Here is a 12,922-nt window from a genome sequence, read left to right as displayed (position 1 = left end):
GGGCATGAGAGAGATCGGCACAGCGCAGAACGATGCGGAGCGCCAGCTCGAGGAAGCTGTTGCGCAAATTGGTTCCTGGAACGGGCGGTCGATCCGTTACCGTCCCGTGTCCGGAGGCATCAGCAACGTGAACTTCAGGGTGTCCGTTGCGGACGAACGGCATGATTTCTTTCTGAAGATTCCCGGCCGCGGCACCGAAATGTTCATCGATCGCAAGGCTGCGCGTGCGGCGAGCCGGCAGGCCGAGACGATCGGTGTCGGACCGAGGACGTTCGACTATCTCGACCATGCCGGAATCGAGATCGCCGAGTTTCTCGACGATCGCCGGGCATCGACGCACCAGGATTTCATCGATCCGGCGGTGCGCGCGGAGACTGTGCGGCTCTATCGGCGGTTCCATCAAGCGCCCGCGCTGCCGCTGACCAAGACCGTCTTCGACATGATCGACGAGCATTTCGAGCAGGCGCGGCAGCTTCAGGCGCATTGGCCTGAGGACCACGACTGGCTGATGTGGCAATATCAGCAGGCGCGTGCCGCGCTCGAGGCGTCCGGCCTCGACATCGTGCCGTGCTTCAACGATCCGATGCCGGGCAATTTTCTCATCGGCGACGATCGCTCGATCGTGCTGATCGATTTCGAATATGCCTCCAACAACGAGCGCCTCTACGATCTGGCGATCTGGAGTGGAGAGCACTTCTTCTCGGAAGCGATCGAGAAGGAGATCATCGAGGAATATCTCGGCCGCTACGACGAAAAGGCCCACGGCCGGTTCATCGTGCACAAGGCGCTCGCCGACATCAAGTGGAGCACCTGGGCTATGGTCCAGAACCGCATCTCAACGCTCGATTTCGACTTCTACAAATACGGCATCTGGAAACATATGCGCGCGCGCTCGATCATCTACGACCCACGCTGGCCTCTCTTCCTGAAAAACCTGTGATTGCGTTCCACCACATGACGGTAGATCAAGCCGAAATTTATCTGTCATTCGCGGCCGAGCTGGCTGAAGAAGTCCGCTCGCTGGCCTTGTCGCATTTTCGTACTTCTCTGGAAGTGGTCCAGAAGAAGGACGAAAGCCCCGTGACGATCGCGGACAGGTTAATCGAGACGCGGCTGCGCGACCGGATCGCGAGCCGCTTTCCCTCGAACGGAATCTATGGCGAGGAGATGGGGGTCGTCGCCGGCGATGCGTTCACCTGGATCATCGATCCGATCGACGGGACGAAGAGCTTCATCACCGGATTTCCGCTGTTCGGTACGCTGATCGCGGTCGCCTACGAAAATCAGCCGTTCTGCGGATTGATCGACATACCGACGACGAGGGAGCGCTGGACCGGACGGCCGCAGCGCGCGACGTTCGGCGAACAAAGGGCGACGACGAGCGACTGCAAGCGCGTTGGAGACGCTCGTTTCTATACCACGTCGCCCGACATGTTCCGCGGATCCGATGCCGAACGCTTCGAGAAGCTGTCGCGGTCGGCGCGGTTGCGGCGCTTCGGCGGCGACTGCTACATGTACGGGCTGCTCGCGTCGGGACATTGCGATCTCATCCTCGAATGTGGCCTGCAGCCCTACGACTACATGGCGATCGTGCCCATCGTGCAGGGGGCGGGCGGGGTCATGACGGACTGGAATGGCAAGCCGCTTTCCATCGGATCGACCGGCCACGTGCTCGCTTCGGCAACGCAGGAGCTGCATGAGGAAGCCCTCAACCTGATCCATTCGAACATGTGAACCGGTGCCCGGTTCGTATCCTCATCAGCAAGAGTATTGATCATGCAATCGCGAAAAGTCAGGACTGCCGAAGATGCTCGCGCTCTGGTGACGGAGCGCGGTCTGACACACGTCAAGATCGGCGTCGTCGACATCGACGGTATCATCCGCGGAAAATATCTGGCGCGGGAGAAGTTCTTCAGCGCGCTGGAGTCGGGCATCAAGTTCTGCGACGTGATCTTCGGCTGGGATTCCAACGATCAGCTTTATGACAATTCCACCTTCACCGGCTGGCACACGGCGTTTCCCGATGCCACCGCGAGGATCGACCCGGCCACCTGCCGTGAGCTGCCGACCGAACCAGGCATGCTCTTCTTCCTCGGCGAATTCGATGAGGCGGCGGCCGCGATCTGCCCGCGGAGGCTTCTCCAGCGCGTGATCGACCGTGCGGCCGGCATGGGGTTCTCGCCGTCCGTCGCGGCCGAGTTCGAGTTCTTCATGTTTGACGAGACACCGCACAGCGTTCGTGAGAAGAATTTTCGCAACCTGACCAATCTGACACCCGGCTGGTTTGGATACTCCGTCCTGAGGTCGTCGGTGGAAGCCGAACTGAACCGAAGTCTGCTTCAGCTCTGCGAGGAGATGGACATCCCGCTCGAGGGGCTGCACACCGAGACCGGCCCCGGCGTGCTGGAAGCGGCCATTCAATATACGGATGCGATGGCCGCGGCCGATCGCGCCGTCCTGTTCAAGACCTTTGCAAAAGTGTGGGCCGAGCGCCAGGGCAAGATGGTGACTTTCATGGCCAAATGGTCCAATGCCTATCCCGGACAGTCCGGTCACTTGCACCTGTCGCTTCGCGGGACGGACGGCAAGCCGGCGTTTCACCAAGCCGGTCGTCCGGGATACATGTCGGACACGATGCGCCATTTCGTCGGCGGGCAGCAGGCGCTGATGCCAGAGCTTCTCGCGATGGTCGCGTCGACCGTGAACAGTTACTCGCGCCTGATCCCGGGCTTCTGGGCGCCGACCGATGCAACCTGGGGCATCGAGAACCGCACCTGCGCGCTCCGTGTCATCCCGGGATCTCCGTCAAGCCAGCGCGTCGAGTATCGCGTTGCGGCGGCCGACATCAATCCGTATCTCGCGATCGCAGCGGCGCTGGGGTCGGGGTTGTGGGGGATCGAGAACAAGATCGAGCCAGATGCGCCGATCAGCGGCAATGCCTACGACATCAAGCATGATACCAAGCGAAACCTGCCGCGATCGCTCGCGGAGGCCGCCGATCGGCTGTCGAATTCCAACGTGGCGCGCGAATTGTTCGGTGATGTCTTCGTCGATCACTACGCGATGACGCGGAATTGGGAGGAGAGGGAATTCCGCAAGGCGATCACCGATTGGGAACTCGCCCGCTATTTCGAGACCATCTGAAACTGCGCCTCAAGAAGAGAGTGACATCGTGAACGACATAGTCTGCATTTCGCCGGTGGACGGCAGCGAGGTCGCGCGCCGGCCCGTTGCATCCACCAATCAGATCGACGCGGTGCTCGCCGGGGCGCGCAAAGCGCAGGTCGAATGGGCGGCCGTTCCGCTCGCCGAACGAAAATCCGTGATGCTGGCATTCCTGGAGGCCATGCGCGCGCAGAACGACGAGATCGTCCCCGAGCTCGCCATGCAGATGGGCCGTCCCGTGCGCTATGGCGGCGAGTTGCGCAGCTTCGAAGAGCGTGTTCGTGGTCTCGTCGCGCTCAGTGACGAGGCCCTGGCGCCGATCGTGCCGGCCTCGTCCGCCGGCTTGCGTCGCATGATCAAGCGCGTGCCCGCCGGCATCGTGCTGGTCGTCGCGCCGTGGAATTATCCGTATCTCACCGCCGTTAACGCGATCGTTCCGGCCCTTCTCGCTGGAAACGCCGTCATCCTGAAGCATGCGTCGCAGACCTTGCTGGCCGGAGAGCGCTTTCAGGCTGCGATGGACAAGAGCGGCCTGCCCAAGGGCTTGTTCACCGCGCTGGCTCTCGACCACGCCTCGACCGAGCGGCTGATCTCGTCGCGGTCGGTCGATCACGTGAGCTTCACCGGTTCCGTGGCCGGCGGGCGCAACATCGAGCGCGCGGCCGCGGGCACGTTCATCGGTGTCGGTCTCGAACTCGGCGGCAAGGACCCGGCCTATGTCAGGCCGGATGCCAGCCTCGATTTCGCGATCGAGCAGATCGTCGACGGCGCCTTCTTCAATTCGGGCCAGTGCTGCTGCGGCATCGAGCGTGTCTATGTCCACGAGACGGTCTATGACCGGTTTGTCGAGGGATTTGCCGAACTGACGTCCGCGTACCGGCTCGGCAATCCGTTGCAGCAGGACACGACGCTCGGGCCGATGGCGGCGATCCGCTTTGCGGATCTGGTGCGCGCCCACACGTCGGAAGCCGTTGCGGCAGGCGGACGCCCGCTCATCGATCCGGCGCGGTTTCCCGAGACGCGGGAGGGGACCGCCTATCTCATGCCGCAGGTCCTCGTCGATGTCGACCACACCATGCGGGTGATGACCGAGGAGAGCTTCGGTCCTGTCGTCGGGATCATGAAAGTCGCCTCCGATGCTGCCGCGATCGAGCTGATGAACGATAGCCCCTACGGGTTGACGGCATCGATCTGGACCGAGGATGCGGAGGCAGCCGAAACCATCGGGAACGGCCTTGCCACCGGCACGGTCTTCATGAATCGCTGCGACTATGTCGATCCCGGACTGGCCTGGACCGGCGTCAAAGACACCGGCCGCGGCGCGAGCATGTCGCGCCTCGGCTTCGAGGCCCTGACCCGGCCGAAATCCTTCCACCTTCGCGTAGAGCACTGAGAGCCCGATATGAGCGCCAACATCACTGGATCCTGGAACTTCCCGACCCGCATCCTGGCGGGCCCGGGCCGCATCGCCGAATTGCCGGATGCCTGCCGGGCTCACGGTCTCACCAAGCCGCTGCTCGTGACGGATACCGGCCTTGCCAATTCGGACATGATCGCAAGGATCGTGAAACTCGTCCGAGAGGCCGGCATTCCCGTTGAGGTTTTCTCGGACGTGAAGGGCAATCCCGTCGAGTCCAACCTCACCGCCGGCGTCGCAGCGTTCAAGCGCGGCGGCCATGACGGGGTCATCGCGGTTGGCGGCGGCTCGGCGCTCGACGTCGGAAAATGCGTCGCCTTGATGGTCGCGCAGACGCGGCCGGTCTGGGATTTCGAAGACATCGGCGATTGGTGGACCCGCGCCAACACCGACGGCATCGCACCGATCATCGCGGTACCCACGACTGCCGGCACCGGCTCGGAAGTCGGGCGCGCGGGCGTCATCACCCGGGAGGACACACACGAGAAGAAGATCATCTTCCACCCGATGTTGATGCCGAAGGTCGCGATCGAGGATCCGGAGCTTGCGGTCGGGCTGCCGCCGTTCCTGACCATGGCGACCGGCATGGACGCGCTGGCGCACTGTTTCGAGGCCTATTGTGTCAAGGGGTTCCACCCGCTGGCGGACGGCGTCGCGCTGGAGGGCATCAAGATCGTCAACACCTATCTGCCCAGAGCCGTCGCCAAGGGAAGCGATCTGGAAGCGCGCGCCTACATGTTCGCCGCGGCGTCGATGGGCGCCACCGCGTTCCAGAAGGGGCTGGGCGCGATCCATTCGGTGTCGCACCCGGTCGGCGCGCGTTACGATACTCATCACGGCCTCACCAACGGTGTCATGTTCCCTTACGTGATGATCTGCAACCGGGAAGCCATCGCCGACAAGGTCCCGCATATTGCGCGCGCGATCGGCTTGCCGGCGCAGGACTTCGACACGCTGCTCGACTGGATCCTGGATCTGCGGAAGAAGCTCGGCGTGCCTCACACGCTCGCGGAGCTTGGCGTGAAGGAAGCCGACGCGCGGACGATCGCCAAGGATGCCGTGAAGGATCCGACCGCGGGCGCCAATCCCCGTCAGCTGACCGAGGATGAGTTCGAGCAGCTTGTGCTCGCAGCGATCCGCGGCGATCTCGGGAGATAGTCCTTGCGGCTGCTGGTCCTGGAGGGAAATTCGCTTGCCGGCCGTCGTCGCATCGCGGAGACGGCCGGCGCGACGCCGGGTGAGAGCTACGCCGCCCTGTTGCGCAAGCTCGCGCCTAACGCGGCGGTCGACATCCATGCCGGAGCTGACCAAGGAGCGGTATTGCCCGGTCCGCTGGAGGGCTATGACGGCATGGCCGTCACCGGCTCATCGCTCAACATCTATCAGCGCGAGCCCGAGTCCACGCGCCAGATTGATTTCCTCAAGGAGGTCTTCGGCCGCGGGATTCCCGTGTTCGGGTCGTGCTGGGGCTTGCAGCTCGCCGCGGTGGCCGCCGGCGGCGATGTCCAATTAAATCCGGCCGGCCGCGAAGTGGCGTTCGCGCGCAAGATCATACTGACATCGGCGGGGCGGCGGCATCCTATGCATGCGGGGCGCAGCGAGGCCTTCGACGCGCCGGCCATTCACAGCGACATCGTCACGCGGCTTCCCGCAAACACGGTCGTCACAGCCAGCAACGGGAACAGCGAAGTTCAGGCGGCAGAAATCCGTTTCGGAAAGGGTGTCTTCTGGGGCGTGCAATACCACCCGGAATACGGTCTTCACGACATCGCCGCCGTCATCCGCCGCTATGGTCAGATATTGGTCAACGAGGGCTTCTTTGCCGAGCTTGCGGACCTGCAGCGGTATGCCGCGGATCTTGCCACCCTCGGTGCGGAGCCGGAGCGGCGAGACATCGCGTGGCGATTGGGACTGGACGAGGATATCGTCTCCAGTGAGACCCGTCAGACCGAACTGAAGAATTGGGTCGACTTCATCAAACGACGAGCATGATCCCAGCTGGGCGTGAAAAAGCTACTCAGCGCGACGACCGTTCCCGCGGCATGGTCTGAGACAATTCTGCCGCCGGCGGCTCGCCAGTCTAGCTGCTATGCCGCGGCGACGCGAGAAGTCGAGACAAGGGATGCTACTGCGGCTCGATTCCGGCCGCTTTGATAATTCGTCCCCATTTGCCAATCTCGGATTTCAAGAAGGCTTCGAGCGCGTCCGGGGTTGCGCGCTCGGGCTCGACCGGGGCCATGCTGAGCTCGGCAAAGCGGCTGATCAACGCGGGGTCTCTGAGCGCGGCTTGTAGCGCAGCCACGAGATGATCGACGACAGGCCCGGGTGTCCCGTGCGGCGCGTAAAGGCCGTACCAGGTTGTCACATCGAACGCGGGAACGCCGGCCTCGATCGAGGTCGGAACGTCCGGCAGCGTCGCGACGCGCTTTTTGCTGGTGATCGCATAGCCCTTGATGGTGCTGGACTGAATGTAGGGTGTGGGCCCGGTTGCGGGATCGCAATAGACGTCGATGTGGCCCGCGATGACGTCGTTCAGTGCCGGCCCTCCGCCCTTGTAATAGATCGGGGTGAGCTTTGTCTCGGTCGCACTCATGAACATCAGGCCGCAGAGCTGCGAGGCCGAGCCGAGTCCGACGTTTCCGAAGGTGATCTTGTCGCCGGCATTGCGGATGTGCGCGACCAATTCGCCGAGGTCCTTGGCCGGAAAGTTCGGCCGCGCCACGAGGATCATCGGGACATCCGTCACGAGCCCGATCGGCGCGAAGTCACTGACGGGATCGAACGGCAACTTGGCGTAGAGGGCAGGCGCGGTGGCCTGACCTACATGCATCAACAGCAGCGTGTAGCCATCGGGCGCGGCCTTGGCGACCCGATTGGTGCCGAGCGTACCACCGGCACCGACGACATTCTCGATGACGATCGACTGCTTCAGTATCGCGCTCATGGCATTGCCGAGGATGCGTGCGATAACGTCGCCGGGACCGCCTGCGGAGAAGGGGACGATCATCGTGACTGGCCGGGCCGGATAGTCGTCCGCGATCGACGCAGGACAAGGGCAGAACACCAGGAGCAGGATCAGCGATCGTACGAGATACCTCATCCAACACTCCCAGCTGTCTTTTCTAGTCGTCGGAACGCACCGTCTCCTGGGCCGCCGAGCGCTCGATCATGTCGAGAGCGACCACTGCCGCCGCGTTGATGTGATCGACGCAACAGCGTTCGGCGAGTTCTGCATCGCCGTTCTGGATCGCGCGCCAGATCGCAGTCACTTCACGCAGGCTCTTGTTGATCCGCTTCGGCTGCGACATCGACGTCATCCGCAACAGCTGGATCCGGTCATGCAGCGGCTTGAGCATGCGCTCGATGAAGGCATTGCGGCAGCCGCCGATCAGCGCGGCGTAGAAGTCGGTCTTGGCTTCGAGGCATCCGGCGAGGTCCTGCTTGGCTGCCGCCGCCTTCAGTCGCGTCAAGGCTTCCCCGATGCGGCGCGCAACTTCCGGGTCGTGAAACCTCGCGCATTCGCGGCCGGCAAATCCCTCGAGGACCGCGCGCGCCGCGTAGAGCTGCCGGGCCTCCTCGAGGCTGATGGTCGAAACCACGGGGCCGCGATGCGGGACTGTGTTCACCAGCCCATCGGCCTCGAGGGCACGCAGTGCTTCGCGGATCGAGGGGCGGCTGACGCCCATCATCTCACAGAGCTCGCGCTCGACCAGGCGCTGGCCCGGCTTGAATGTTCCGGACATGATCGCCTCGCGCAGCTTTTGCGCGACCATCGCCCGGACGGTCGGAACGTCCTCGATGCGGAGTGTCGCCTGCAGTTCGCTACGTCTTTCCATGTACGGGTCCTGTTCGGGAAAACTCAGTACCGGTTTACAGGCAGAATCATCATTTCGGCAATTTGAACGTGGGGCGGTTGATCCAGGGCGAAAACGATGGACCGGGCGATATCGGCCGGATCGAGCGCCATCCTGAACTGGTCGAAATAGTCCTTTTCCTTCTGCTTGTCGCCGCGGTATCGGGTCAGAATGATGTTGGTCCTGGTCAGGCCGGGCTGCAGCTCGGTGACCCGGATCGCGGTTTCGGCCAGCTCGCCCCGGAGGGTCTCGGTGAACATGTGCACACCCGCCTTGCTGGTGCTGTAGGCGGCCATGTCCGGGACGATCCGGACCGCGTTGATGGAGCTGATGTTGACGACATGGCCGGCATTGCGCCTGACCATGTCGGGCAGCATCGCCCGCGTGACGCGCATCAGGCCGATCAGGTTGGTCTGAATGATGTTGGACCAGTCGTCCGCGGAACCGGCATCGAAACGCGTTCGTCCGCCGATGTCATGCCCCGCGTTGTTGATGAGGACATCGACCGGCCTGAAGTGAGCCGGAATGGCGTCCGGCAGGCGATCCACGGCCTGCGCATCGCTGACGTCGAGCTGAATCGGAAACACCGCGGGGCCTGCCGCGCCGGCCAGCTCCTGAAGTGCCGAGGCATCACGGTCGACCAGGACGACACGCCGGCCGCTCTCCAGCAGCGCCTTGGTGATGGCTCGTCCCATGCCGCCGGCGGCGCCCGTCAGCACGACAGTCTGGCTCGATTGTTCAGTCATCGCAAACGCTCCCATTCCAATGTGGTCATGCAACCGACCAGCCTCCGTCGATCGGCAGACTGGCGCCGGTGATATCGTTTGCGGCGCTGCCGCAGAGAAAGACGACCATGGCGGCGACCGCGTCCATCTCGATGAAGCGCTGCGTCGGCTGACGCTCGCCGAGGTACTCGCTGGTCACGTCCGCAACAGGACGGCCGGTATTCGACGCCATCGCTGCAATCTTGTCGAGGATCGCGGGCGTCGGCAGCGTGCCCGGGCAGAGCGTGTTGCAGGTGATGCCGCTGCGTGCCGTCTCGATCGCCACAGCGCGCGTCATGCCCAGGATTGCAGTCTTGGTGGTGACGTAATCAATGCGGTCTTCGACCGCGCGGCTCGAATAGATCGAGCCCATATTGATGATCCGGCCCCAGCCGCGCTGCTTCATGGCCGGCAGGGCCAGGCGGATCAGGTGAAATGGCGCCGAGAGGTTGACGGCAAGCGCCTGCTCCCAGCGATCCGTCGGGAACTGGTCGATCGCCGAGAAGTGCCGGACCACGGCATTGTTGACGAGAATATCGATCGCGCCGCAGCGGTCGAGAAGGTCCGCCATCATGGCCTCGATGGCATCGCACCGGGACAGATCGACGCCGGCCGTGACGACCTCGACGCCGAAGCGCGCGCGAAGATCGCCCGCGGCCTGCTTCGGTGGGGTGAGATCATGAAGGACAATGTTGGCGCCCGCGCCGGCAAGGCCTTCCGCGATGGCCAAGCCAAGGCCCGCGGTCGCGCCGGTCACGAGTGCCCATTTGTCCTTCATCCGAGCCACGTTTCCGCTACTTCTTGTCGAATTCGGCGAAGACTTCCTTCGCGTTGCGGAATGCGTCCACGCCCGCCGGAACGCCGCAATAGATCGCGACCTGCATGAAGACCTCGCGGATTTCCTCCCGCGTCGCGCCGTTGGCAAGTGCGCCACGGACATGAGTCTTCAGCTCGTGCGGGCGGTTGAGCGCGCAGAGCATCGCCAGATTGAGGAAGCTGCGGGTCTTGCGGGTCAGGCCGTCGCGGCCCCAGACATAGCCCCAGCAATATTCCGTGGTGAGGTCCTGCATCGGGCGATTGAACTCGTCCGCCGATGCGATCGCCTTGTCGACGAACTCGTTGCCGAGCACGCTCTTGCGGATTTCGAGGCCGCGGTCGTAGGTTGCCTTGTCCATGTCGTTCTCCGTTTTCCGGGCGTTGTCAGTTCTTCGGCCAGAACGGCTTTGCCAGTGCGAGCTCCGGAGGGAATACGGTCACTGGAATGCCGGTCTGCCACTGCACGATGGTCATGCCGGCGCCGACGCGGCGGCCCTTCTCGTCGAACTTGATCTCGCCAAGTGGATAATATTTGGAGGGACCGGCGTCCATCGTGCGTAGCGCCTCACCGACGGCGACGCGATCGGCCTTGCCGGCTTTCTCCAGTGCGTCCTTGATCACCCACATATCGCCGTAGGTGGAGATCGCGTTCTGCGTCATCCACGGCTCCTTGTAGCGGGTCTTCAGTTCGGCAATCAGCGCCTCATGGCCCTTGGCGCCCCAGCTCGCGACGCAGGTCAGTACGCCCTGGAGCAGTTCGGGGCTCACGGTCTGGAGCATGTCCGGCTCGGCGATCGCGATGCCGAACGAGATGGTCGGGACCTTGCCCTGGCCCAGGCCGAACTCGTTCATCTTCTCGAGCAGCAGCTTTGCGTCCGAAATCACCGTAGGCAGGAAGAACAGCAGGTCGGGCTTTGCCGAGCGGATCTTCTGGACCAGTGACGTCGCATCAGCCAGCGGCGGTGTGAACGTCTCGTCGACGATCAACTGCAACTGGTTCTCCGCCAGCAATCCTTCGCGCATCGCCTTCGCGGAGGCGATCGAGGCTCCCGTGTTGTCGGTCAGGATCGCAACCGTCTTCGGCCGCTTGCCGGAGGCCGTCTCCGCCAGCTTGATGAGCTGCGGCAATGCTTGCTTGGCCTGCGAACCTGCGGTGGCCGCGGTCTGGAAGACGTATTTGAATCCGCGTTCGGTGATGAGGTCGGAGTAGGAGAGGGTGAGCATCGGCAAATTGGCGCGCTCGGTCACCTCGGTCACCGCGAGGGTGAACGACGACAGATAGGCGCCGCTGGCCGCGACCAGATCGGTCTCCTGCGCGACCATGCGCTGGGCCGCGTTCTTGGCCTTTTCCGTGGTATCGCCGGAATCGAGCACGACGAGCTTCAGCTTGGCGCCGCCGAGCGCCTTGATGCCGCCCTGGGCGTTGATGTGGTCAACCGCCATCTCGGCGCCTTCACGCATCACCGTTCCCGGGCGAGCGTAGAGCCCGGAGATCGGCACCAGTAGGCCGACCTTCACTTCGGCAGGTTGCTGGGCCCAGGCAGCGCGGGATGCGATCAGCGTGCCGGAGGCACCGGCGAGCAGAGTGCGCCTTGAAATGGTGATCTTGCTTTTTGCAGTCATGAAAATGTCCTCCCTGAAATGGCGCGCGACGCTTATGATTTCTTGGGCCAGAACGGCTGCGCCTGCGCGAGCTCGGGCGGATAGACGGTGACGGGCACGCCCGATTGCCATTGCACGATGACGACACCGGCGCCGACTCGACGACCTTTCTCATCGAATTTGAGCTGACCGCCGGGATAATATTTCGAATCGCCGGCATCCAGAGTACGCAGCGCCTGCGCGACTGCATTGCGGTCGGCCTTGCCGGCCTTCTCCAGCGCTTCCTTCATCACCCACATATCGCCATAGGTGGAGATGACGTTCTGCGTCGCCCATGGCTCCTTGTACTTGGCCTTCAGCTCGGCGATCAGGGCTTCGTGACCCTTTGCACCCCAACTGGCGACGATGGTCATGATGCCCTGCACGATCTCGGGGCTCACGCTCTGGAGCATGTCGGGCTCGGCGATGGTGATGCTGAAGGACACGGTCGGGATCTTGCCCTGGCCGAGGCCGAACTCGCTGATCTTCTCAAGTCCGAGCTTGGCGTCCGATACCGCGTTCGGCATGAACAGCAGCAGGTCCGGCTTGGCTGAGCGAACCTTCTGGATCAGCGGCGTGGCATCCGACAACGGTGGGGTCCAGACTTCCTCGACGACGAGTTGAAGACCTTCCTGGGCGAACAGTTTCTCCTTGAGCGCCTTGGCGGTGGCGACCGAGGTGGCTGTGTTGTCCATCAGCATCGCCACGGTCTTCGGCCTCTTGCCCGAGGCGTTCTCCGCGAGTTTCATCAGGGTTGGCAGGCCGAGCTCGGACTGGCGGCTCGCCGTCGCAGCGGTCTGGAAGATGTATTTGAAGCCGCGGTCGGTCAGCAGGTCGGAGTAGGACAGCGTCAGCATCGGCAGTTCGGCCCGCTCGGTGACCTCGGTCACCGCAAGCGTGAACGAAGAGAGATAGGCGCCGGTGGCGGCGACGAGATCCGACTCCTGCGCCACCATGCGCTGCGCCGCGTTCTTGGCCTTCTCGGTGGTGTCGCCGCAGTCGATCACCACGAGCTTCAGCTTGGCGCCACCGAGCGACTTGATGCCGCCCTGCGCGTTGATGTGCTCGACGCCCATCTCGGCGCCCATCTTCATGACCTGGCCGGGGCGGGTGTAGATGCCCGACAGCGGTACGATCAATCCAACCTTCACTTCGGCCGGTGCCTGCGCGCGGGCCACGCCGGCGAGGCCCACGGCGGCGGCGCCGGACAGCACGGTCCGGCGCGAAAGTCCCTTCGATGTCTTCTTCATTTTGTTCTCTCCCTT

General features: G+C 63.4%; 13 protein-coding genes. 6 read left to right on the top strand and 7 right to left on the bottom strand.

The genetic code is table 11. The annotated features are described in order from the left end of the window. Nucleotides 1–4: 4 nt before the first annotated feature. The 6 genes from QM712_RS01370 to QM712_RS01345 are packed head-to-tail and all read left to right on the top strand — an operon-like array spanning nt 5 to nt 6,574. Nucleotides 5–940, top strand: coding sequence for a phosphotransferase (locus QM712_RS01370; protein ID WP_415021219.1), 936 nt, complete (start codon nt 5–7; stop codon nt 938–940). Nucleotides 941–954: 14 nt separating this feature from the next. Further along, nucleotides 955–1,734 carry an inositol monophosphatase family protein gene (locus QM712_RS01365; protein ID WP_415021218.1) on the top strand — a complete coding sequence of 260 codons (780 nt, stop codon included), beginning with the start codon at nt 955–957 and terminating at the stop codon, nt 1,732–1,734. 42 nt (nt 1,735–1,776) lie between these two features. Next, nucleotides 1,777–3,144: a glutamine synthetase family protein gene (locus QM712_RS01360; protein WP_415021217.1), complete on the top strand. Its 1,368-nt coding sequence runs from the start codon at nt 1,777–1,779 to the stop codon at nt 3,142–3,144. 28 nt (nt 3,145–3,172) lie between these two features. Beyond that, nucleotides 3,173–4,558: an aldehyde dehydrogenase family protein gene (locus QM712_RS01355; protein ID WP_415021216.1), complete on the top strand. Its 1,386-nt coding sequence runs from the start codon at nt 3,173–3,175 to the stop codon at nt 4,556–4,558. A 9-nt stretch (nt 4,559–4,567) separates the two neighbouring features. Next, nucleotides 4,568–5,740, top strand: a complete 1,173-nt coding sequence (locus tag QM712_RS01350; RefSeq protein ID WP_415021215.1) for an iron-containing alcohol dehydrogenase — start codon at nt 4,568–4,570, stop codon at nt 5,738–5,740. Between the two features lie 3 nt (nt 5,741–5,743). After that, a complete protein-coding gene (locus QM712_RS01345) occupies nt 5,744–6,574 on the top strand; it encodes a type 1 glutamine amidotransferase (RefSeq protein WP_415021214.1) in 831 nt (276 codons plus the stop codon). Nucleotides 6,575–6,707: 133 nt separating this feature from the next. Here QM712_RS01345 and QM712_RS01340 read toward each other — a convergent pair whose 3' ends face one another. Genes QM712_RS01340 through QM712_RS01310 form a run of 7 tightly spaced genes read right to left on the bottom strand, consistent with a single transcriptional unit; the run spans nt 6,708 to nt 12,907 of the window. Then, on the bottom strand, nt 6,708–7,682 hold the full coding sequence (locus QM712_RS01340) for a tripartite tricarboxylate transporter substrate-binding protein (protein ID WP_415021213.1): 975 nt from the start codon (nt 7,680–7,682) through the stop codon (nt 6,708–6,710). Between the two features lie 22 nt (nt 7,683–7,704). Further along, on the bottom strand, nt 7,705–8,418 hold the full coding sequence (locus QM712_RS01335) for a GntR family transcriptional regulator (protein ID WP_415021212.1): 714 nt from the start codon (nt 8,416–8,418) through the stop codon (nt 7,705–7,707). A gap of 23 nt (nt 8,419–8,441) precedes the next feature. After that, nucleotides 8,442–9,182: an SDR family oxidoreductase gene (locus QM712_RS01330; protein ID WP_415021211.1), complete on the bottom strand. Its 741-nt coding sequence runs from the start codon at nt 9,180–9,182 to the stop codon at nt 8,442–8,444. 25 nt (nt 9,183–9,207) lie between these two features. Then, complete coding sequence (locus tag QM712_RS01325; protein ID WP_415021210.1) at nt 9,208–9,978, bottom strand: SDR family oxidoreductase; 771 nt, start codon at nt 9,976–9,978, stop codon at nt 9,208–9,210. Between the two features lie 16 nt (nt 9,979–9,994). Next, a complete protein-coding gene (locus tag QM712_RS01320; protein WP_415021209.1) occupies nt 9,995–10,375 on the bottom strand; it encodes a carboxymuconolactone decarboxylase family protein in 381 nt (126 codons plus the stop codon). Nucleotides 10,376–10,400: 25 nt separating this feature from the next. Then, the gene (locus QM712_RS01315) at nt 10,401–11,639 is read right to left on the bottom strand and encodes an ABC transporter substrate-binding protein (RefSeq protein ID WP_415021208.1); all 1,239 of its coding nucleotides are present in this window, start codon (nt 11,637–11,639) and stop codon (nt 10,401–10,403) included. Nucleotides 11,640–11,671: 32 nt separating this feature from the next. Continuing rightward, nucleotides 11,672–12,907, bottom strand: a complete 1,236-nt coding sequence (locus QM712_RS01310; protein ID WP_415021207.1) for an ABC transporter substrate-binding protein — start codon at nt 12,905–12,907, stop codon at nt 11,672–11,674. Between the last annotated feature and the right edge of the window lie 15 nt (nt 12,908–12,922).

It is taken from the genome of Bradyrhizobium sp. (genome assembly GCF_047605465.1).
GTDB lineage: Bacteria > Pseudomonadota > Alphaproteobacteria > Rhizobiales > Xanthobacteraceae > Bradyrhizobium.
The sequence above is the reverse complement of the archived record's forward strand: the minus strand, read 5'-3'. Positions and strand labels throughout refer to the sequence as shown.